A 22,825-nucleotide genomic window follows, 5' to 3' on the forward strand; every position below is an offset into this window, starting at 1 on the left:
GGCATCTTTTGAATAGCTTGCAAATGAGGAGTGGGGAAAATGAAAAAAATTCTAGTAACCGGTTCTTTAGGGCAAATTGGTTCTGAACTAGTAATGAAACTTCGTGATGTATACGGCGCATCAAATGTTATTGCAACAGATATTCGTGAAACAGATAGTGAAGTAGTAAAGTCTGGTCCGTTTGAAACGTTAGATGTAACAGATGGACAAAAATTACATGATATTGCAAAGCATAATGAAGTAGATACAATTATTCATTTAGCAGCTTTACTTTCAGCAACAGCAGAAAAAAATCCGTTATTCGCATGGAACTTAAATATGGGCGGACTTGTAAATGCATTAGAAGCAGCTCGTGAATTAAACTGTAAGTTCTTCACGCCAAGTTCGATCGGTGCATTCGGTCCATCGACGCCAAAAGATAATACACCGCAAGATACAATTCAGCGTCCTACTACGATGTATGGGGTAAACAAAGTAGCAGGAGAATTACTATGTGATTATTATCATCAAAAGTTTGGCGTAGATACGCGCGGTGTCCGTTTCCCAGGTTTAATTTCTTACGTAGCTCCTCCAGGAGGCGGAACGACTGATTATGCAGTTGAAATTTATTATGAGGCGATTAAAAAAGGTGCATACACCTCATACATTGCTGAAGGAACGTACATGGACATGATGTATATGCCTGATGCTTTACAAGCGATCATTTCCTTAATGGAAGCTGATCCAAGTAAGCTAGTGCATAGAAATGCATTTAACATTACGGCAATGAGTTTTGAGCCAGAGCAAATTGCAGCATCAATTCGTAAACACATTCCGACGTTTACAATGGATTATGCAGTAGATTCAGCTCGTCAAACAATCGCTGATAGTTGGCCAAACTCTATTGACGCAACTGCAGCAATGAAAGAGTGGGGCTTTAAAGCAGAATACGATTTAGACAAAATGACAACGGACATGTTGGCTAAGTTAAAAAAAAAGCTCACAGCTGAGTTAGTGATGAATTAATAGGAAGAGTCGATTCTTAGGAATCGGCTCTTCATTATTTTTGGGAGGACAGAAGTCTTATGCAAAGAGTAGATGTCGTATACGCACTAATACATGACGAGGAAACAGATAAAATATTAATGGTACATAATGCAGAACAAAACGTTTGGTCATTGCCAGGTGGGGCTGTGGAAAAAGGTGAAATATTAGAGGAAGCACTAATAAGAGAAGTGAAAGAAGAGACAGGTTTAATTGCTACGTTAGGTGGACTTGTTGCGATCAATGAAAAATTCTTTGAGGAATCAGGGAATCATGCACTATTTTTTACATTCCGAGCGAATGTAGTAAAAGGTGAACTTATTGCGGAAGATGAAGGTGAAATTTCTGCAATAGAGTGGGTGGATCGAACAATTGCGAATGAGCGCTTCCCATACTATGACGGAGGATTTGAATCCTTATTAGAAGTAGCCATTCCATATAAGTTTCAACCAGAAACAAAGTAATTGAATGAAAAAACAGGAGCCACAAGGCTCCTATCTTCTATTCAATCGTCTTCAGTAATAATTTTTTCAGTAATGGTTTAATCTTCAATCGTAAATCTTCAGCATGATTTGCAACTAAGAAGTGATGGTTATAAATGTTCTTCATCAATTGATAAGTTGCTTCTTTTGCCTCGCCTTCTTCGATGAAGATACCGATTACTTCCATGCCACTTTTACGCGCGAGTTTAACAGCTTCATGCGTATCTAAAATTCCATCTTGTTGATAGTCTAGCGCAGAAGGCTCACCATCTGTGAAGACTAGTAAGAATTTATGTTTCTCAGGTCTTTTTGCAAGCTTTTCAGAAACGATACGAATAATATATCCGTCGCGGTTATCTTCTTCTTCACGAAGTTGCATAATTTCCGGACCAACGTTTGGTAACGTTGAGTTTTTATAATTTACAACTTCATGGATAACGTTCGGCTTATCTTCAGGTTTAGCGCTAGAGGCATCTTCCCAAAATCCGCTAATAGCGTGCGGGATTTTTAAAGATTTTAAAGCTTCATGGAATAGTACAACACTCTTCTTCGTCTCTTCCATTTTGTTATACATAGAACCAGAACAGTCAACTAACAGTTGGAATGCAACATCGAGTTCTTGTGACTCTTGTCCTTTTTTATAAAACATACGCGGTTGTTTTTCGGTATAAATACGAAGGAATTTTTTGCGAAGCCTTCCGTAATATTTATCACTATTCGCATTCGTTTTATTTTCAATCGTTTTTTCGATAATTTTCTTTAATTCTTTTACATCTTTATTGACGACTGATTTGATAGCTTGGTAATCTTTTTTCTCATCGATATTTGCTTTGCGAGCTTCTTTAAATGTATGAGAAGCACCTACATTATACTTACCGTATGCACCGTCGTGCTGGCTAGAAGCGTGTGAAGCTCTTGCTTCTTCTGTATCAGCGCCATCAAAGTTGGATTGTGTACTTTTTTGAGAAGTACCTTGTACAGAACCAAGTGCTTGGTCGCCATCTTCTGATTCACGAGCAGTATCGCCCATCATGTTTGTTTTTGTTCCGCTTTCTAATTCAAAGCGTAAAAAGTTCTCGTTTTCGTTATTTTTATTTTCACGATGCCATGTGGAGAAACTTTCATCCATTTTGTTTTTATTTTCATCGTCATCTATAAGCTGTGTATCATCATTTGCTAAATCTTCGACGCGACAGTTCTTTTCGTCTGCAAGAACAGATAAGTAAAGTGGAGCATGTCCGAAATAGTTGTTAAGCATATCACTTTCAAGAAGCGCCTCTAAGCGATAGCGAATTTTCTCAACGACATACATAATATCTTCTGTATTACGTGCTTGGAATGTTTCATGTAAAATCGCTTCAATTTGCTCAAAATATTCATTATTAAACATTTCATATTTATCGCTCGTTAATGAAAGATAGCATAGGCAAAACAAACGATCACCGTGATAATTACGAACGCGGTTTATTTCATTTTGAGAGCCGAAATAATTGCGGTACATTTCTTTTCGGCGTTTAAAAATATGCTTCGTGCCAGGACGTAAGTTCTTTACGATTTCCTCAACGCGTAAATCTTCTAATAGAACAAATAATTGTGTTAAAAACTTTTTTAGGGGCGATTCTTGCAATTCAATCGCATAAGAACGAATTAAAGTCATGTCCGAGTAATGTTTATTACCAAGTGCTTTTAAGAACACTTCGCTTTTTAATCCGATTACTGTATCTTCTTCTTTTCGATCATCCCAAAAGTGACTAATGACAACTTTCTTTTCAATTTCGTCGTAGTATGCTTTATAGCCATATTCAAGATAGGCATCGTCTTCTTTGAGAAGGGCATACATTAAGTTTTCCATTTGTAGAAACAGCGACGCATCAATTTTTTTGTCACTAAAAATTTGTCTCATAAATTATCCCTCAAAGAAATAACTTTCTGCTAATTCACGGACAGTCATTTGTTCTGTTTCATCATTAAGTTTTGCAATTATGCTTCGTTCAATAGCGCGCATAACAGGAATATATACACCTAAATCACATGCGTCGATAATACCACGAATACTTGCTGCTTCTTCACTTACACGTCCATCGCGAGCTAAAGGCATAAGGTCGCTTGCAAATGCAACAAACTTTTCAATTGTTGCAACATCATTTAATTTTGATTCTGCTAATAATAGTTCTTTTAATGTGTCACCTTGAATGTAAGGAACTTCAATAATAACGAAACGGTTTTTTAATGCTTCATTTAGTTCACTTGTTCCAACGTAACCTTCGTTAATCGCAGCAATTACACGGTATTCTTCATCACCGTATACAACCTCTTGTGTAAATGGGTTTGTGATCATTTTACGGTAATCTAATGCGCCGTGAAGTAGCGGTAAAGTTTCAGGTTTTGCCATATTGATTTCGTCAATATATAGGAAGTGACCGTTCTTCATTGCTTTCATAAGAGGACCGTTAACGAATGAAACTTCAGATGCACCATCTTTCGTTTGTAGTGTGTTGTATCCTAAAATACCTTCTACATCTAAGTCGACAGAGCAGTTAATGCTATGCATTGGTTTTTGAAATAAAGAAGAAAGAGTTTCCGCTAGTACTGTTTTACCACTACCAGTCGGTCCTTTTAATAGAATGTTCTTGCCAAGAAGAAGTGCTGTAATCGCATCTTCGATAATGCTGTTATCAGATGCTTTATATATTTTAGTACCGATTAAATGAGCATTTTCACCAGCTTCTTGTTTATTCTTTTCATGAATCGTAGAAAGCTGCTGTTTTAAATCAGAATGTATATGAAATTGTTCTAACATGTATTTCCCACCTAACATTATTTTCATAAAGTAATACATCTTATGATAACTTGTTTTAATATGGTATGCAAAGAAAAGGAAGGAGGATAAAGGGAAAAGAAAAAGCAATCAAGATGAAGTTGATTGCTTACAGTAAAGGAGAAATGAGCCTCATGAAAGACTCCAATATGCGTTTTTTTATACTTCTTTTTTGGAAAGAGTTCCATTTAATTTCAGTTGAATGTTTAAAATCTTTTTCAAAATCACGTTTAATATCGTGAACTGTTTTTGATTCATAAAGTACGCTAATAATTTCGTAATTCAATTCAAAGCTACGTACATCCATGTTCGCTGTTCCGATAGTTGCAATTGTATCATCAACGAGTACAATTTTTGCATGCATAAAACCATCTTTATAACTGTAAATAGAAGCACCAGCTTTTAAAAGTGGAGTGAAATAGGATTGAGATGCTTGATCACTAATGATGCTATCACTTTTACCTGGATATAAAATCCGTACATCTATTCCGGCAATTGCACTTAAGCGTAATAATGTTAAAGTTTCTTGATCTGGAATAAAGTAGGGTGTAGCGATCCAAATGGATTTTTTTGCAGAGCCCATAACAGCTAATAATGTATTACGAATACTTTTATCATCGGAGCTTGGTCCGCTTGCTACGATTTGAACAGCACCTTCTGCATGTGAAATCTCTTTACCTGGGAAGTATTGTCTATTCATGAATTGATCCCAGGAATAAGTATTTAAACCACTAGAGGCATAGAGCCAGTCTTCTAGAAAGATTGCTTGTAATTTATATAATGCTTTTCCTTCTATTTTTAGATGACTATCACGCCAAACAGGAAATTTCTTTGAACGGCCAAGATATTCATCACCGACATTGAGTCCTCCGGTAAAACCAATTTCTCCATCTACAATAACAATTTTTCGATGGTTACGATAATTGACAGTTTCAAGTAACCAAGCTGAAAAAATAGGGTCAAATTCTACAATTTCAATCCCAGCTTCTTTCATAGGTTGCAAAAATCGTCTTCTTAACGTGTTACTTCCAAGACCATCATAAAGGAAGCGTACAATAACACCATCTTTTGCTTTTTGTATTAAAGCATCTCGAACTTTTGTACCAATTTCATCAGATTTATAAATGTAGTATTGAATATGTATATGATGTTTTGCCTGCTCTATAGCTCGCAAAATTTCTGAAAATGTTTGATCTCCGTTTGTTAAAAGTTTTGTAGTTGTTTTATCTGCGGCAGGACCGCCTCCAAATTTTTGTATGACTTCTGTTAAATGTATGGAACGTTCATTTAGTGGGACTGTGAGTAATAACTCTAGTCTTCTTCCTTCTAATATTTCACGGAATAATTTTCTTTGTTCTTCTGAACGATGGAGATGTTTTTTTCTTCTCCAGCGGCTGCGCCCGAAAATAGCGTATAAAAGCACACCTATAATAGGAAGAAGTGCTAATACTAAAAACCATGCTAATGTGCTTTGTGGAGATCTATTTTCTATAAAGATAACGAATGAAATTCCTACGATTGTGATGGACCATAGAGCACCGACAAATGTATATAACGAAATATACGATGTATTTAATAGGAACAGAACGATAGATACAATTGTAAATATTAATAGTAACTGAACGATAGGCTTCTTCATTTCTATATAATTCCCCTAATCTTTTTTCAATATAGATTTCTTAAATAGAAGATGTAATATGACATCTTTATTATAAGGTGTTTTGCTTTTTTTACAAAATATAGACATTTCACCTATACTTTCCGCATTTGTCCTACATACAGTGTACTATCACATTTTTATCCCACTCTTAATGCATATGAAAATGAAAAAATCGAAAAGGAGCGGAGAAACATGAATTATATAGAAAATAATGGATTGTATTATCGGAATCATCATCATGGAGGACACAATCATGGTGGGCACAATCATAACGGCGGACATCATCACCATGGAGGACACAATCACCATGATCACCATCATCATCACGGAGGCGGATGGGGCTGGGGGGGTAGTTCATGGGGAGGCGGATTTTTCCCTGGAAGCTTTGCAGGAGGAGTGTTAGGTGGACTGACAGCTGGCGCATTAACGGGTGCAGCAAGTGGAGGGTATTATCCAGCGCCATATCCAGTAACTTATCCATCACCATACCCTGTAACGTATCCAATGCCATACCCAGGTTATCAGCAAATACCATATTTGTATTAAACTAAAAAAGAGGCTACCCTCTTTTTTAGTTTAATACGGTATTTATTTATAAAATACTTCCAAAATTAAGGTGAAAATATGTTAATATTTTGTTATTGTAATTCAAAAACATATACATTAATGTAGATTTTCATATTATTATTCGTGAATAGTTATGTAGTATGGTCTAATTTCTATTTTGTTATTAAAGAGTAAAGAGATCAGATGTGAATGGTATTAGTTAGAAACAGGGCTTGGATAGAGCCACTTAAAAGGATTGCAGTATAATAAGGTGCGAAATAATTAGGGAGATGAGAAGCTACTAGTTATAATTGAAACGGTATAATATTGCTTTTTATTACAAATAATATTATGTTATTTTAATCGGTCTATTTAAAAAGATAATTTATGTAATGGGCTAGTATTAGAAAATGAAATATCTCTATTTCTATGAAGAGAAACAGGTTGTGTTTTAGTCAGATAGGAAGCAAGGAGAGATGCGCATGCTAGAACAGAGAGGTCATGCATTATATGACTCTTCATTGCGAGATTTAAAGTTAGCATTAGATGAGTCTTCAATTGTTGCAATTACAGATCGAAAAGGTCTTATTACATATGTAAATGATAAATTTTGTGAAATCTCTAAATACAAAAGAGAAGAATTAATTGGAAAAGATCACCGTATTTTAAATTCAGGACATCATCCGAAAACCTTTTTTCAAAACTTATGGAAACGTATTTTGAATGGGAAAGTATGGACAGGTGAGATTCGGAATCGAGCAAAAGATGGTACATATTATTGGGTCAAAACAACAATTGTTCCATTTTTAAATGAAAAAGGAGAGCCATACCAGTTTATCGCAATTCGAAATGATATTAGTAGTAGAAAAGAAGCAGAACATAGATTGCGGCTAAGTGAAAGTCGTTATAGGGAACTTGCCTATCATGATGCTTTAACCAGTTTGCCGAACCGTTTGCAATTAATAACAACCGTTAATAAATTGATTGCAGATAAAAAAGAATTTGGTATGATTTACTTTGATTTGGACCGTTTTAAATTAGTAAATGATACGTTAGGTCATATGATAGGGGACTTACTTTTAAGCGAAGTCGCTTCACGGTTGCATTATGTACTAGGAGAGAAAGATGTTCTGGCTAGGCTAGGTGGCGACGAATTTGTGCTGTTAACAAAAAATCATAGGCAAGATGATATGAGTCAGTTAGCGACATCTGTGTTGTCATGTTTTCAGGCACCATTTATGTTGGAAGGCCATGAAGTATACATTTCAGCTAGTCTAGGACTTTGTTCTTATCCACAAGACGGACTAGACGTGGAAACGTTATTGAAAAACTCTGACTTAGCTATGTATAGTGCAAAAGAACAAGGTAGAAACGCTGCATGTTTCTTTACAGATGAGCTACGGGCGAAAATAAATCGTAGAATGAAAGTTGAGTTTGCTTTGCAAAAGGCAATTCGTGATGAAGAGTTAGATGTAGCATTGCAGCCTATTATTGATTTGAAAACGAAGAGATATTCTGGTATAGAAGCTTTAGTGCGCTGTATGACAGAAGACGGCCCCATTGCACCAAGCGAATTTATCCCGGTAGCTGAAGAGTCTGGACTTATTATAAAGCTAGGAGACTGGGTATTAGAAAAATCGTGCCGATTGTTTAAAACATTGCCAAATTATCAAGAAGGACTAAAGTTATCTGTGAATTTATCTATACAACAATTAATGCAGAAACGTTTTATTTTGTCTGTACGTAGCATTTTAAAGAGAACTGGTTTTCCTCCGAACCGTTTAATATTAGAAATAACGGAAAGCATTGCAGTCCGCCATTTTGATTATATTATTGCTACATTACAAGAATTAAGAAATATGGGTGTTTTAATTGCTTTGGATGATTTCGGAACTGGCTATTCTTCCTTATATTATTTAAAACAACTACCACTGGATATTGTGAAAATTGATCGTAATTTTATTCGTGAATTTCATTATGATCACGCGCAACCAGAACGAACAATTGTAAAATCTGTTATTGAAATTGCTCATAGTTTAAATTTAGCAGTAGTTGCTGAAGGGGTAGAAACAGTAGAGCAAGAGAGTTTGTTACAATCAATGAGCTGTGATTATGTACAGGGATTTTATTATGCGAAACCTTTATCTGTAGGAGAGTTAAAAGAAAAGTTAATTACAGATTTTTAATAAAAAAGAGAAGCCAGCAGCTTCTCTTTATTTAATCCGTTTTTTGTGAGTCTTTCATTAGTACTGGATAAAGAATAAGACCTAATACGAACAATCCAATTCCTAAGAAGAACGTTTTTAAATCAGCAGTTCCCGTTTTGATAACCCAAATTGAGTATACAAATGCTAATGTAGTGATGATCCCGTCCTTTATTCGAGAACCAGGCATTATATCATACGTTTCTCCTGTAATAACCAGTTTGAATTGGTACAGAGTAGAAACTAGGTATGGAATTAAATAGGCTAATGTTGCTACGACAATAGCGAAACTATACGCTTCTGAAACAGTACCAGAAATCGTTGAAAATAAGAAAATTTGCGTCATTACATTTGTAATCAATAATGATTTTGAAGGACTACCTTTTTTATTTGTTTTCCCGAAAAACTTAGGGAAAAGTCCATTCTTTGCTGCCTGGTAAGGTACTTCTGAACTAACAACAATCCAACCAACTGTAGATCCAAATAAAGATATAAGAGCGAGTAAAGCCATGATATATGCGCCTTTATTTCCAATTGCTAAATTTAATGCGTCTACTAATGGTTTTTGAGACTCTTTTAAAGCATCTTGCGGAAGAGCTCCCATTGTAAGTAAAGTAATTGACATGTAAATAAGAAGAGCGATAATTAATCCGAAAATCGTAGCTTTTTTTACATCGCGCTGTGATTTTGCACGATTAGAAAGCATAACTGCTGATTCAATACCGATAAATGCCCAGAGTGTTGCAATAGCAGCTGAATTGATTTGTCCACCTAACGAGATGGATTGTCCTGCTTCATTCATAAAGGTTTGACCGTCTCCGAAATTAGAGGCATTGAAAATGAATAATGTAATTACAATAAACATTGTAAATCCGATAATTTTTGCAATGGTAGCAAGTAGATTCATATTTCCAGCTCGATCAATATTTTGAGAAAGAATATATTGAATTCCCCACAGCATAAGGCTACATACGAGGAAAGTTAATCCTTTTCCGAGTTCTAGTGAAAATCCGTTTATTGAAAAAAGAATTTGCTTACTTTGTAAAACTGGAAAGAATGTTGATAAATATCCAGCAAAGGAAATAATAACAGATGCTGTTGCAGCCCAGTTAGCAGCCCAATATCCCCATGCCATACTATATCCCGCAACTTTACCAGCTTTTTTTGAAGGAAACATCGCTTGAGCGTAGCTTTGTGGTCCAGCTTTTAATTCTGGTTTCCGAATCGCTAAATTTCCAAATACAAGTGCAATCATAAATACGCCAAGGCCTGTAATACTCCATGCGAGTGTAGAACCCATTGGCCCTGATACTTGTGCTAAATTTGCTGGAAGCATAAATACGCCACCGCCAACCATATTCCCGATAACAAATGCTGTTAAAACCCATAATCCCCATTTTTTCGTTTCCATTTTTGTTAACTCCTTTGTAGTAAGTTTTGCTTAAACATCATTTTTTACTAGCTTTTTGACAATAAAAAAAGAGCCATGTAGATAAAAAAATACCTACATGGCTCTTTCGCCAAAGCGTAGGTACAACGGGAATAACCCTTGTACCTACGCGTAATTTTTCCGCTAGGTTTCAAGGGTTACGTATGATGATGATGTTTTTGTGCAAATGAAACTACAGTTGTTGTATAAGTAAGCATAGTTCTTTGCTCCCTTTCTCCTCTGATTTTGAAGTTAGTATACTACATGTTTTTTTGAATGAAAAGAAAAATATAAAAATTTTTATAAAAATACGTTTTAAAGATTAAATATTTACCTATATTTTTCTTGTACTGGAAAATAAGTGAGAGATTGGCAGAAGAGTGAAGCATGTTATAATACATATAGAATTAGAAGGTGACAAGGGGCTATTGTAGATGATGAGTAAGTATGAACAAATTTATACAGAAATCAGTAAATCTATTGATAATAAACAATTAAAAGAGGGATGCAAAATCCCATCAGAAACAGAATTAATGAAGCAGTATGAGGCAAGCCGAGGCACGGTAAGAAAAGCTGTAGATTTACTGCAAGAGCGTGGATATGTGCAAAAAATTCATGGAAAAGGTGTTTTTGTTTTAAAGCGAAAAAATATTGAATTTAATTTTGGCGGTATTGTAAGTTTCCAAGAAGAAAATGAACGTTTAGGACGTCATTGTATTACGGAAGTTGTGGAAATGGACAAAGAAAAAGCCACAAAAGAAATTGCGAAATTATTAAATGTAAAAGAAAAAACAGAGATTGATCATATTAAACGTGTACGAAATATTGATGGAGAAAAAGTAATTTTAGATATAAATCATTTTGTATCTGAGTTTATTCCAGGATTAACGAAAGAAATTGCAACTGCATCGATTTATAAATACATTGAGAAAGAGCTTGGGCTACATATTAGTTATTCGCAGAGGGTAATTGAAGTACAGCCGTGTACAGAGGATGACAGAAAGTATTTAGATTTAAATGGAACAGACTATGTTGTCGTTGTGAAAAACTTTACACATTTGTATGATGGAAGTCAGTTTGAATACACAGAATCACGCCACCGTTTAGATATTTTTCACTTTTCGGATGTGGCACGCAGGAAGTAAAGAGGTGGAACAAAATATTGTTTCATCTCTTTTTTTATAAAAAAAAACACAAACTCGTATATACGAGTGTTGACTAACTTATATATACGAGTTAATATGTAATTGTAAACGGTATCAAAAAAAGAAAAGAGGGACGGGAATATGGGGAAAGACTATCGTAAAACAGCAGAGGAAGTGTTGCAGTATATTGGTGGGAAAGACAATATTGAACAAGCTGCACATTGTGTGACGAGGCTCCGTATCGCTTTAAAAGATGAAAGTAAAATAGATAATGATAAATTACAGTCTGTTTCATTAGTGAAAGGAGCGTTTCATAACGCTGGTATATTTCAAGTTGTAATTGGTCCAGGGGATGTAGATCGTGTTTACGCTGAATTAATAACGCTTGCAGGTATGGAAGAATCGACTGTAGCTGACGTAAAAGATTCTGGAAATCAGAAGTTAAATCCAGCTCAAAAGTTTGTGAAAATATTTTCGGATGTATTTATGCCGATATTACCAGCGATCGTAACAGCTGGTTTACTAATGGGTATTAACAATCTATTAGGGGCAAAGGACTTATTTTTTGATGGGAAAAATTTATTAGATGTTTATCCGAACTTAGGCGGGCTTTGGGATTTAATTAATATGATGGCCAATACAGCATTCGTATTCTTACCAGCACTTGTCGGGTGGTCAGCAACGAAGCGTTTTGGTGGTAGTCCAATACTAGGGATTGTTATGGGATTAATGCTTGTGCACCCGGCCTTATTAAACGCTTGGGACTATGGAAAAGCAGCGACTGGTTTAGAGGGTCAAAAGATTGAGTACTTCAATATTTTAGGACTGTTCCAAATTGAGAAGGTAGGATATCAAGGACAAATTTTACCTGTTTTAGTAGCAGCTTTTGTATTAAGTAAAGTGGAAATTTTCTTAAAGAAACATGTACCAAATGCAATTCAATTATTAGTTGTACCAATTACAACAATCGTTGTGACAGGTGTGTTAGCATTAGGAATTATCGGTCCGGTTACACGTCATATTGGAGATTTATTAACAGTAGGATTAGTAGGTGTATATGAAACAGTACCAGTAGTTGGAGCAGTATTGTTTGGAGCATTATATGCACCGCTTGTAATTACAGGTATGCATCATATGTTTATTGCAATTGATTTACAATTGATTGCACAGCACGGTGGCACATTCATTTGGCCAATGATTGCTCTTTCTAACATTGCGCAAGGTAGTGCGGCACTTGCAATGTTCTGGATTTCTAAAAATCAAAATGATAAAAGTATGGCATCAACATCAGCCATTTCAGCATACTTCGGTATTACAGAACCAGCGATGTTTGGTGTGAATTTACGAAATAAGTTCCCGTTCTATGCAGCGATTATAGGGTCTGCTGTGGCAGCGATATTCATTACATTAAATGGTGTATTAGCACCTGCTATCGGAATTGGCGGATTGCCAGCATTTATTTCTATCATTCCGAAATCGATTCCAATGTTTATTGTAGGAATGATTATTGCAGTTGTAATCCCATTTACTTTAACATGGTTATTTGCAAAAAGAGTCAAACAGAAGTAGGAGGAAGTTAAACATGAAGGATTGGCATAAAAGTGTAGTCTATCAAATTTATCCGAAGAGCTTTAATAGCTATTACAATAAAGAAACCGGTGATATAAAAGGGGTTACAGAGAAACTAGATTATTTAAAAGAACTCGGAGTGGATTATATTTGGTTAACACCGATATACCAATCACCACAAAATGATAATGGATATGATGTAAGTGATTACTACAGCATTGATCCATCTTACGGAACGATGGAAGAGTTTGAGGAACTTTTAGCAGAAGCGAAAGTACGTAACATTGAAATTATGCTTGATATTGTTGTAAATCATAGTTCGACTGAACATAAGTGGTTTAAAGAAGCGAAGGAAGATAAAAATAGTCCATATCGTAATTACTATATTTGGCGTGATGAAAAAAATAATTGGCAGTCTAAGTTTGGTGGATCTGCTTGGAAATATGATGAGAAGACGGAGCAATATTATTTACATTTATTTGATGAAACACAAGCTGATTTAAATTGGGAAAATGAACAACTTCGCGAAGAAGTATATGATATGATGCGTTTTTGGCTGGATAAAGGGGTAACAGGATTCCGATTAGATGTCATTAACTTAATTTCAAAAGACCAATGTTTCTTAAACGATGAAGGTAATACTGCGACAAGTGATGGACGCAAGTATTATACAGATGGTCCGCGTGTTCATGAATATTTACAAGAGATGAACCGAAAAGTTTTTGCAGGAAAAGATGTAATTACAGTTGGAGAAATGTCATCTACGACAATTGATAATTGTATTAAATATTCTAATCCTGAGCGTAATGAACTGAGCATGACGTTTAGTTTCCATCATTTAAAAGTAGATTATCCGAATGGTGATAAGTGGACGAAAGCAGAGTTTGATTTTATTAAATTAAAAGAGATTATGTCTAACTGGCAAATTGAAATGCAAAAGGGCGGAGGATGGAATGCGTTATTTTGGTGTAATCATGACCAACCTCGCATAGTGTCACGCTTCGGTGATGATAGAAAGTACCGAAATGAATCTGCGAAAATGTTAGCGACAGCTATGCATATGTTGCAAGGAACACCTTACATTTATCAAGGCGAAGAAATCGGTATGACGAATCCTAAATTCGAGTCCATCGAGCAATATCGCGATGTGGAATCGTTAAATATATACGATATCAAGCGAGAAGAAGGATTATCAAAAGAAGAGATTATCGGGATTTTAAAACAAAAATCTCGTGACAACTCTCGTACTCCGATGCAGTGGAATGAAGAGATGAACAGTGGTTTTACAACAAGTACACCTTGGATTTCAGTGGCTGAAAACTTTACAGAAATAAACGTAGAGAAGGCATTAGAAGATAAAGAGTCTGTATTTTATCATTATAAAAAGTTAATAGAACTTAGAAAAACGTATGATGTAATTACAGAAGGAGAATATGCTATTTTGGATAAAAATGATCCTAAAATTTGGGCATATACTCGTACTACAGAAAGTGAAGTACTACTTGTTATAAATAACTTCTATGGAGAAGAAATAACGTACTCTGTACCAGCGCACGTTCAATTAGATGGAATGAAACAAGAAGTACTACTGTCGAATTATAAAGATGCCAGCAAGGATATTGCAAAACTTAACTTAAGACCATATGAATCAATTGTGTATCGATATACGAAATAAAAAGGTTGTATGCCGCATGGGCATACAACCTTTTATTTTAAGACACCACTATACAAAATGCTTACTTCTACTTCAGGTTTAAACTTTACTTTTGCATAATCTTTATCCCAATTTTTTTTCCTCCATAACTCAGGGTGATAAGCGATAAGATGTCTGCCGATACCGAAAGCATCACAGTTTGCTTTTTGGAGTTTGTTTATTATTTTTTTCGCCTCTTTCGTGAGCTGTTTAGACAGTTCTTTATTTAGTTTTTCTCTGTCGTCCATTGTATACAGATTATCTCTTGGAGATTCAATTGCTATAACTTTTAGTTGGAGCTTAATGTGAGCATAAACATTTCCTTTTTTATCTGTTGTTATTTTTAAGTCTCGTTTTAATTTCCGATTGCTAATTTCCATCGTTAAATAATCAGATGTCGTCTCTGATTCATCGCTAGTAAGTTTTTGGGTGATACGGGCACTTGTTCCCATTTTTCCAGTTAATAACACGAATAAAACAGATTGTTTCAAAGGTAAATGCCCAGTTAATTTGTCTTTATTAAATAAAGATAATCCGTCTGTAATAACTTCTTTTTCTTTTATTTTTATAGAGGGGAGGGTAAAATCTTTACCTGGATCTAACATTTTTGTAGCAGCTGTTTCTAAAGTTTCTTTCGGAAACACACTCATATCTTCTAAGCTTTTTACTTTTTTCTTTAAAAAATCTCCAATTAATAAATTTCCTACTTTCTTTTTTTTGAGTATCTCGGATGTTTCACCATCTACTGCAATAAGTTTTACTAAAGCAGTTGGGTTTGTTGGGTCCCGAAAGCTGACATCTAAATAGGGTAGTATACCTTTCTTTAGAATTTTGGTTCCAAGTAATTGAACGCCATATTTGAAATAGCGGATATTCCCAGTTACATTTTTTTTTAGGGCATCACTTGTATCCCTTATGTTATATCCAGTTGCTGAATGTACTTCATTCTCGAATGAAGATTGTTCTCCGCTTGAACTTTTTACAAGTTCAAGCGTTTGTTGAAGTTTATTTTCTTCCGTAATATCATATCCAATGCTATAAGCTAATCTCGCTTCTCTTAATGGTTCTTGATCCCAACAGCCAGAAAGGAATGCACTAGTACATAATAAAAAAAGTAATTTAACTCTTTTTTTGAACATACTGCTCTCCTTTCTTATTTCTTATCACTGAATAAAGTAGAAATAAAAGAGGAAGGACAACGATGAAAATATAGGTGAACTTATCAGTGAAAGTTGCAATTACTTTTAATTCTTCGGGTGTATCGATAAATACGGCTACACTAAAGGCAATAATACCAACTATTGGAACAGCTTTTTTATGATTAGCAAGATTGAATATATGTCCAATTCCGATTGAAGCAGCACAATAATAACTAGCAATAGAAGCCACAACTGTTATCATCCATATTGGTATGAATAGTAAATCAGTACGGTCTATAATCCCGATATGTAAGGAGCGCAATAAGTAAGCAACTGGCTCTGGAATAAGCTCAACTTGCTTTGGACTAAATACGATAAAGCAAATCCAAACAGTGAAAGTATAAAAAAGGGTTACAAATCCATTAGCGATAGAAATTGCCTTTAGTTTTGCCACAGAACTCCCGTTTACTTTTGGGAAAGCGATAAGAATAATTTCAAAACCATACATAGCTGTAATGGTTTCCCTAGATGCTTGAATAATATTCCACCATCCGGCTTCTGTGATTGGAAAAATATAAGAAAAATCAGCTCGTGAAAACCCTAGTGCAATTAAAAGAGCCATGGGCAAAATGAGAATAGAGGCCATCACATAAAACCTTACAATTACTTTAAATGTATTATAGGCTACATAGCAGCAAGCTATTGTAAATAGTATGAGAATTGCAGACCAAGGGGTTGCTTGCAAAACCCATACTTTAATGACATTACAAGCGTTTAACATAACGGTCATACCAATAAGGGTAAAATAAAAAACATAAGCAAAACCTAATAGTTTTCCAAACTTATTACCAAATAGCATACAAACACTTTCATACATATCTGCATCAGGAAATCGTTTTAAGAAAAGCCACATAAGTAAAATGATAAGTTGAATTGCAAGACCAGCTATGAGAGCAGAAATCCATCCGCCGCCTTTCGCTATCGGATGAAGACGGTTAGGTAGAGAGAGTATACCGACCCCAATTTGGCATTGAATAACGAAAAAGGTAAATTGAACAAGTGAAATTTTACTTTGCGTGTTTGTCACCGTCCTCATCCTCTCTCGTTACATGTTGTCGTTGCATTTTTTTCGGTTTTGGATCATGTGGTCGTTCCCAAAACGACCAAATTGGAAGTCTTACAAAAGAATCTTTCATATCTTTTATCCGCATCGGGGCAACAGGAGAAAGATATGGTGTATGAAATGAATGTAGTTGGCATAAGTGAACGAAAGTTATAATTAGACCAAATGAGATGCCTACATATCCGAATATAGCAGCAAGGAGCATTAACGGAAAACGAAGAATCCGAACTGCTGAACTCATATCATTTGATGGAACGAGAAAAGATGAGATTGCAGTTAAAGCTACAACGATAATCATTGTGTAAGAAACGAGCCCGGCTTTTACAATCGCATCACCAATTACTAAACCACCTACAATACCGATTGTTTGTCCAACTCGGCTTGGCAAGCGAATACCAGCTTCCCGTAATAATTCAAAGATTAATTCCATTAAGAGAGCTTCAAAAATAGGAGGAAGAGGCACTTTTTCTAAAGAAGCTTTAATTGTGTAAACGAGTTCAAGTGGCAACACATCAGGATGAAAAGCGACGGTTGCGATATATATAGCTGGTAAGAGAAAGGCAATCAAGAAACTAACTAAGCGAATCATTCGGACGAAAGAACCGACGATCCAGCGGTTATTATAATCGTCTGGTGATTGATAGAAAGCAAATAACGTAACAGGAACGATAAGTGCTGTTGGATCTCCATCAGATAAAATAGCAACTCGTCCTTCCATTAAATTTGCTGCGACTCTATCTGGACGCTCTGTATTTAACTGCTGTGGAAATGGTGAGAAAGACGTATCCTCTATAAATTCTTGTATATATCCTGGAGGCATAAGTGCATCTGTCTTAATCGTTTCTAACCTTCTTTTTACTTCTGTAACTAAATCGTCATTAGCTATGTTTTGCATATAAGCAATAGCTACTTTCGTGTGCATTTCTTCACCGAGTGTAAAATATTTAACAACTACATTTGGACTCTTAATGAGTTTACGAATAGAGGCTAAATTCGTTGCTAAATCTTCTACAAAACCAGTATGCGGTCCACGTACAATACCTTCATTATCAGGCTCTGTTATATCTCTCTTTAAAGATAGAGCCGTTTCAAAAATGCAAAAGCTTTCGACATGTTCATGAAAATATAAAGATTTACCTTGTAATAAAAGCTGCACACCATAATTTAAATTCGTTTCTTTTTTCATATTTAATGTAGAAAAAGCTTTATCTAAAGATAAATCCGACCGCGTTAATAATGGTTCAAGAACTAATTGATGAATTAAATTTGGATCTGCTAAAGATTCGATATATAAGATTATCCCTTTTCCGTTTTGAAAAGGGATATCTAATTTTTTTATATCATCAGAATGAGAAAGTTTATTTTCAATGTAATTAATGTTCTCAGGAAGTGATGGAAACATATGTTTTTGTTTTTTACTCTCTTGTTGTTCTTTTCTCTCTGTCATAATTTCCACCTCTTTTAAAGTGCAACTGTTTCTGTTAATTTTTGTCGTTTGTGAGAAATTTATGCTTGAATTATTTTTTTAAAAGAGAATTGAAAGTTACGTTATATTGTCTTTTGTGCATTATTCAATTTCATAGCAGTACTTCTCACATTTGTGTCGAATTAAGAAGATATATAGGAGGGATACATATGGAAATAGCTGTAGAACGTGTTTTTACGAAAGAGATCTTAAGAAGAGCGGCAAAGGCATTTCATGTAACAGTGGAAGAGAAGCCGCTTGGAGATTTTGAAAATTATATTTTTAAGGCGAAGGGAGATAATGATGAGGACTATGTATTACGTTTAACGCATTCTTCGCATCGCTCTAAAAAAGAAGTTGAAGCTGAACTAGATTTTTTACGATATGTTGCGGAGCATGGGGCAAAGGTAGCAGGACCTCTTAACTCAACTTCTCAAAATCTTGTAGAAGAAATTGGAGCGGAAGATAGCACTTGCTTTTTTGCTTCTTTATTTACATATGCAAAAGGTGAGCAAGTAAAAGGAGAGGAATCACCTTATTGGGGAGAGGCTTACTTTGAAGCATGGGGAAAAGCGATTGGACAACTGCATCGCCTAACAATGAGCTATCCCAAAACAGACTATCGTGATACGTGGGAAGAAGACGAAAGTGGAATTGTTAATGAATTAGAAGATGATCAAGTGAAAAAGATTGCAGCGGTATTAATGGATGAGATTAAGGCTCTTCCAGTTGAAAGAGAAACGTTCGGTCTTATGCACGGTGATATCCATCCCGGTAATTTTCATTATGATGGTAAAGAGCTAACAATCTTTGATTTTGATGATGCGGCTTATAATTACTTTATACATGATTTAGCGATGGTTCTCTATTACTCTATTCTATTTACACCATGGACAGCGGAAGAGAAGACAGACTTTGCTCGTAAACAGCTACAAGTGTTACGAAAAGGCTATGAGCATGAGCACAGACTGGCGGATAGTTGGTATGAATCGTTACCGTTGTTTTTACGTCTACGTGATGTTGGTTTATACGGTACACTTCAAAAGAAGTTTAAGGGGAAAGGTATGCCAGATAACTTCCGAGAATTATCAGAAGAGCTATATGAAAGAATTATAAAAAGAGAAGCAATTGTGAATATATAATACATTTAGTTCGAAACAAAGTATATAAAACAAATATATACTTTGTTTTTTTATACAAAAATATGTTTACTTTATTAAAATAATATTGTCCTAGATTCAGTATACACTTATAATTTTATATATATTCTGAATATTCTTTATAAAGAAGGAGGGGGAATGTTGGAAGCTTTCGTGAATTGGTTAAATAATATTGTTTGGAGTCCAGCACTTGTTTATTTATGTTTAGGAGTAGGTTTATATTTTTCCATTCGAACGAGGTTTTTACAAGTAAGGCATGTAGGAGAAATGGTGAAGCTGACATTTCAAGGTGAAAAATCAGAGGCTGGTGTTTCTTCATTTCAAGCGTTAGCACTTTCGTTATCAGGACGCGTTGGGACGGGGAATATAGCTGGGGTAGCAACAGCGGTTGCCTTCGGTGGACCAGGAGCTGTATTTTGGATGTGGGCAGTGGCCTTTTTAGGAGCAGGATCAGCTTATATAGAATCTACATTAGCGCAAATATATAAGACGAAACATCAAGGACAGTTTCGTGGTGGACCTGCTTATTACATTGAAAAAGGTTTAGGTGTGAAATGGTATGCATTAGTATTCGTTGCAGCGACAATTCTTGCAACGGGGCTTTTACTGCCAGGTGTGCAGGCAAATAGTATTGCTGTAAGTTTAGAAACAGCTTTTGGAATTAACACTACCGTATCAGGGGCTTTATTAGTTGTTGTACTAGCTATTATCATCTTCGGTGGAGTAAAGCGAATTGTTAACGTTGCACAAGTTGTCGTACCGTTTATGGCAGTTGGTTATATTTTAGTAGCTTGCGTTATTGTTGCTATGAATATTGAAAAGTTGCCAGAAGCATTTATGCTAATTATAAGAAGTGCTTTTGCATTAGAAGCGGCTTTCGGTGGTATTATCGGTTTAGCAATTTCTTGGGGAGTAAAACGAGGTATTTATTCCAATGAAGCAGGGCAAGGAACTGGACCACATGCAGCAGCAGCAGCTGAAGTATCACATCCAGCTAAGCAAGGTTTAGTGCAAGCATTTTCCGTTTACATTGATACATTATTTGTTTGTTCAGCAACAGCATTTATGATGATTATTACAGGCATGTATAACGTATTTGATGCAAGCGGAAAAAACTTTATCGTTAATAAATTAAATGGCGCTCAGCCAGGACCAGGATATACACAGGCGGCGGTAGAATCTGTTTTCCCTGGATTTGGAAACGGTTTCGTTGCAATCTCGTTATTATTCTTCGCGTTTACAACAATTATGGCGTATTACTACATTGCAGAAACGAATATCGCGTACTTAAATCGTGATAAAGACCGTCCTTGGTTGTCTATTGTACTAAAATTTGTTTTTTTAGGAGCTGTATTCTACGGCTGTATTAAAACAGCAGCAACGGCGTGGGCTTTAGGTGATATCGGTGTAGGAATTATGGCATGGGTAAATATCATTGCGATTTTATTATTACAAAAACCTGCATTAGTCGCATTAAAGGATTATGAAAAACAGAAAAAAGAAGGAAAAGATCCAGTATTCGATCCGCAGCCATTAGGAATTAAAAATGCTGATTTTTGGGAGCATGAATACGGGAAAGATAAGAAAGAAGAAGTATCTTAATAGAATAGAAATGAAGAAGCAAAGGGGAAACCCTTTGCTTTTTTTATGGACAAATTGAAGCTGAAAGTTATTTTTGGGACTATTTTTGAATATAAAAAGAATGTACATGCGTTGTTAGGGGAAGGGGGAGTATGTTGATAGAATTTCGTAATGTAAATAAATATTATGGTAATTTTCAAGTTTTGAAAAATATTAATGTGCAAGTGAAAAAAGGAGAAGTGGTAGTAGTTGTCGGGCCTTCAGGATCAGGAAAAAGTACATTGCTTCGATGTATAAATCAATTAGAGGCAATTACAGATGGAGAATTAATTGTACAAAATACAGAGGTACACAATAAAAAGACGGACATGAATGAATTACGGCGAAATATTGGGATGGTCTTTCAACATTTTTATTTATACCCACATAAAACAGTTCTGCAAAATATTACACTAGCACCGATTAAAGTAAATAAAGTTTCCAAAGAAGAAGCAGAGAAAACAGCAATGTTTTATTTAGAGAAAGTAGGAATCCCGGAGAAGGCTAATGTATATCCACATCAATTATCCGGAGGACAACAGCAAAGAGTAGCAATTGCTAGAGGACTTGCGATGCAGCCGGAAATTATGCTGTTCGATGAGCCTACGTCTGCTCTTGATCCGGAGATGATCGGGGAAGTACTTGATGTTATGAAAACGCTAGCTAAAGAAGGGATGACAATGGTCGTTGTCACGCATGAAATGGGATTTGCGCGAGAAGTAGCAGATCGGATTTTATTTATGGATGATGGTCAAATTATTGAAGATACGACACCGGCGCAATTTTTTGCAAATCCTGAACAAGAAAGAGCTCGTTTATTTTTAAGTCGGGTGCTAAATCATTAGAGGAGGAATTCCATGCTTAAAATGAAAAAGTTATTTACTTTAATCGTATTTTCATGTTTATTCGTGCTTGTTGTTGCTGGATGCGGAAGTAAGAAAGATGAGGCAAAGGAAACAAATACGAAGCAAGGCGGGGCTGTTGAGCAAATTAAGAAACGAGGAAAATTAGTAGTCGGGGTGAAGAATGATACGAATTTATTTGGATTAAAAAATCCTTCAACAGGGCAAGTAGAAGGATTCGATGTTGATGTTGCGAAGGCACTTGCGAAAAAAATTCTTGGAGATGAAAAGAAGCTAGAGCTGAAAGAAGTAACGTCTAAAACACGTATTCCAATGCTGAAAAATGGTGATATTGATGCAATTATTGCGACAATGACAATTACGGAAGAGCGCAAAAAAGAAGTGGATTTCTCAGATGTATATTTTAAAGCCGGACAATCGTTACTTGTGAAAAAAGGAAGCAATATTAAGAGCATCGATGATATAAAACAAGGCGTTAAAGTATTAGCTGTAAAAGGATCAACATCTACAAATAACATTCGTCAAAAGTCACCAGAAGCGACTGTATTAGAATTTGAAAATTATAGTGAGGCATTTACAGCGTTAAAGGCAGGTAAAGGTGATGTGTTAACGACAGATAATGCAATCCTTTACGGAATGGCAAAACAAGATTCTAATTATGAAGTAGTAGGAAAAATTTTTACAGATGAACCGTACGGAATTGCAGTGCAAAAAGGTGCAGACGATTTAACGAAAGAGATTAATAACTTACTAAAAGATATGAAGGCGAGCGGGGAATACGATAAATTGTATGAAAAATGGATCGGTCAAAAACAAGAGAAGTAAAGTGAAACTTTATTTTTCTTGATAAATAGTAAAAGTGAGAGGATGAGAGTGCTCATCCTCT

Annotated in this window: 18 protein-coding genes; 11 read left to right on the plus strand and 7 right to left on the minus strand. The window is 35.4% G+C overall.

Translation table 11 applies throughout. The annotated features are described in order from the left end of the window. Positions 1–39 precede the first annotated feature (39 nt). Both DOS87_RS03260 and DOS87_RS03265 read left to right on the plus strand, forming a co-directional pair. A complete protein-coding gene (locus DOS87_RS03260) occupies positions 40–1,005 on the plus strand; it encodes an L-threonine 3-dehydrogenase (RefSeq protein WP_000723120.1) in 966 nt (321 codons plus the stop codon). Between the two features lie 59 nt (positions 1,006–1,064). Next, complete coding sequence (locus DOS87_RS03265) at positions 1,065–1,487, plus strand: NUDIX hydrolase (RefSeq protein WP_001189930.1); 423 nt, start codon at positions 1,065–1,067, stop codon at positions 1,485–1,487. Between the two features lie 37 nt (positions 1,488–1,524). Here DOS87_RS03265 and DOS87_RS03270 read toward each other — a convergent pair whose 3' ends face one another. From DOS87_RS03270 to DOS87_RS03280, 3 genes are all read right to left on the minus strand, one after another. Then, positions 1,525–3,408, minus strand: coding sequence for a vWA domain-containing protein (locus DOS87_RS03270; RefSeq protein ID WP_001248845.1), 1,884 nt, complete (start codon positions 3,406–3,408; stop codon positions 1,525–1,527). Between the two features lie 3 nt (positions 3,409–3,411). Continuing rightward, positions 3,412–4,305, minus strand: a complete 894-nt coding sequence (locus DOS87_RS03275) for an ATP-binding protein (RefSeq protein WP_000892989.1) — start codon at positions 4,303–4,305, stop codon at positions 3,412–3,414. A 127-nt stretch (positions 4,306–4,432) separates the two neighbouring features. Beyond that, complete coding sequence (locus DOS87_RS03280; RefSeq protein ID WP_000743027.1) at positions 4,433–5,962, minus strand: cardiolipin synthase; 1,530 nt, start codon at positions 5,960–5,962, stop codon at positions 4,433–4,435. Positions 5,963–6,175: 213 nt separating this feature from the next. On the opposite strand from DOS87_RS03280, the gene DOS87_RS03285 reads away from it, so the two are divergent. Beyond that, entirely contained in the window at positions 6,176–6,529 is a 354-nt protein-coding gene (locus tag DOS87_RS03285) for a cobalt transporter (protein ID WP_208730204.1), read from the plus strand. 482 nt (positions 6,530–7,011) lie between these two features. Further along, positions 7,012–8,715, plus strand: a complete 1,704-nt coding sequence (locus tag DOS87_RS03290) for a putative bifunctional diguanylate cyclase/phosphodiesterase (protein WP_000893348.1) — start codon at positions 7,012–7,014, stop codon at positions 8,713–8,715. A 31-nt stretch (positions 8,716–8,746) separates the two neighbouring features. On the opposite strand, the gene DOS87_RS03295 is transcribed toward DOS87_RS03290, so the two are convergent. After that, positions 8,747–10,144, minus strand: coding sequence for an amino acid permease (locus tag DOS87_RS03295; protein ID WP_000448446.1), 1,398 nt, complete (start codon positions 10,142–10,144; stop codon positions 8,747–8,749). 452 nt (positions 10,145–10,596) lie between these two features. Here DOS87_RS03295 and treR point away from each other — a divergent pair, with 452 nt between their 5' ends. The 3 genes from treR (at position 10,597) to treC (ending at position 14,551) form a co-directional block, all read left to right on the plus strand. Next, positions 10,597–11,307: a trehalose operon repressor gene (gene treR, locus DOS87_RS03300; RefSeq protein ID WP_000987242.1), complete on the plus strand. Its 711-nt coding sequence runs from the start codon at positions 10,597–10,599 to the stop codon at positions 11,305–11,307. 141 nt (positions 11,308–11,448) lie between these two features. Further along, positions 11,449–12,876 (plus strand): PTS system trehalose-specific EIIBC component, encoded by a 1,428-nt coding sequence (treP, locus tag DOS87_RS03305; RefSeq protein WP_000513939.1) that lies wholly within the window; start codon positions 11,449–11,451, stop codon positions 12,874–12,876. 13 nt (positions 12,877–12,889) lie between these two features. Then, on the plus strand, positions 12,890–14,551 hold the full coding sequence (gene treC, locus DOS87_RS03310) for an alpha,alpha-phosphotrehalase (protein ID WP_000656109.1): 1,662 nt from the start codon (positions 12,890–12,892) through the stop codon (positions 14,549–14,551). A gap of 32 nt (positions 14,552–14,583) precedes the next feature. Here the strand turns inward: treC and DOS87_RS03315 are convergent, their stop codons facing one another. From DOS87_RS03315 to gerKA, 3 genes are read right to left on the minus strand one after another with little or no spacing between them, the layout of a single operon-like run. Next, the gene (locus DOS87_RS03315) at positions 14,584–15,708 is read right to left on the minus strand and encodes a Ger(x)C family spore germination protein (RefSeq protein ID WP_086402804.1); all 1,125 of its coding nucleotides are present in this window, start codon (positions 15,706–15,708) and stop codon (positions 14,584–14,586) included. Then, complete coding sequence (locus DOS87_RS03320) at positions 15,689–16,795, minus strand: GerAB/ArcD/ProY family transporter (protein WP_044783724.1); 1,107 nt, start codon at positions 16,793–16,795, stop codon at positions 15,689–15,691. Before DOS87_RS03320 ends, DOS87_RS03315 begins: the two co-directional genes overlap by 20 nt. After that, entirely contained in the window at positions 16,776–18,278 is a 1,503-nt protein-coding gene (gerKA, locus tag DOS87_RS03325; RefSeq protein WP_086402803.1) for a spore germination protein GerKA, read from the minus strand. Before gerKA ends, DOS87_RS03320 begins: the two co-directional genes overlap by 20 nt. A 188-nt stretch (positions 18,279–18,466) precedes the next feature. Here gerKA and DOS87_RS03330 point away from each other — a divergent pair, with 188 nt between their 5' ends. The 4 genes from DOS87_RS03330 to glnH all read left to right on the plus strand — a co-directional run bounded on the left by DOS87_RS03330 (position 18,467) and on the right by glnH (position 22,764). Next, entirely contained in the window at positions 18,467–19,438 is a 972-nt protein-coding gene (locus tag DOS87_RS03330; protein ID WP_086402802.1) for a phosphotransferase enzyme family protein, read from the plus strand. 159 nt (positions 19,439–19,597) lie between these two features. Beyond that, entirely contained in the window at positions 19,598–21,058 is a 1,461-nt protein-coding gene (locus DOS87_RS03335; RefSeq protein ID WP_000387172.1) for an alanine/glycine:cation symporter family protein, read from the plus strand. A gap of 134 nt (positions 21,059–21,192) precedes the next feature. Beyond that, positions 21,193–21,921 (plus strand): amino acid ABC transporter ATP-binding protein, encoded by a 729-nt coding sequence (locus tag DOS87_RS03340; RefSeq protein ID WP_002162934.1) that lies wholly within the window; start codon positions 21,193–21,195, stop codon positions 21,919–21,921. A gap of 12 nt (positions 21,922–21,933) precedes the next feature. Next, on the plus strand, positions 21,934–22,764 hold the full coding sequence (gene glnH, locus DOS87_RS03345; protein ID WP_000916489.1) for a glutamine ABC transporter substrate-binding protein GlnH: 831 nt from the start codon (positions 21,934–21,936) through the stop codon (positions 22,762–22,764). Positions 22,765–22,825 lie beyond the last annotated feature (61 nt).

Origin of the sequence: Bacillus sp. CR71, assembly GCF_003429245.1 — a bacterium.
GTDB lineage: Bacteria > Bacillota > Bacilli > Bacillales > Bacillaceae_G > Bacillus_A > Bacillus_A thuringiensis_S.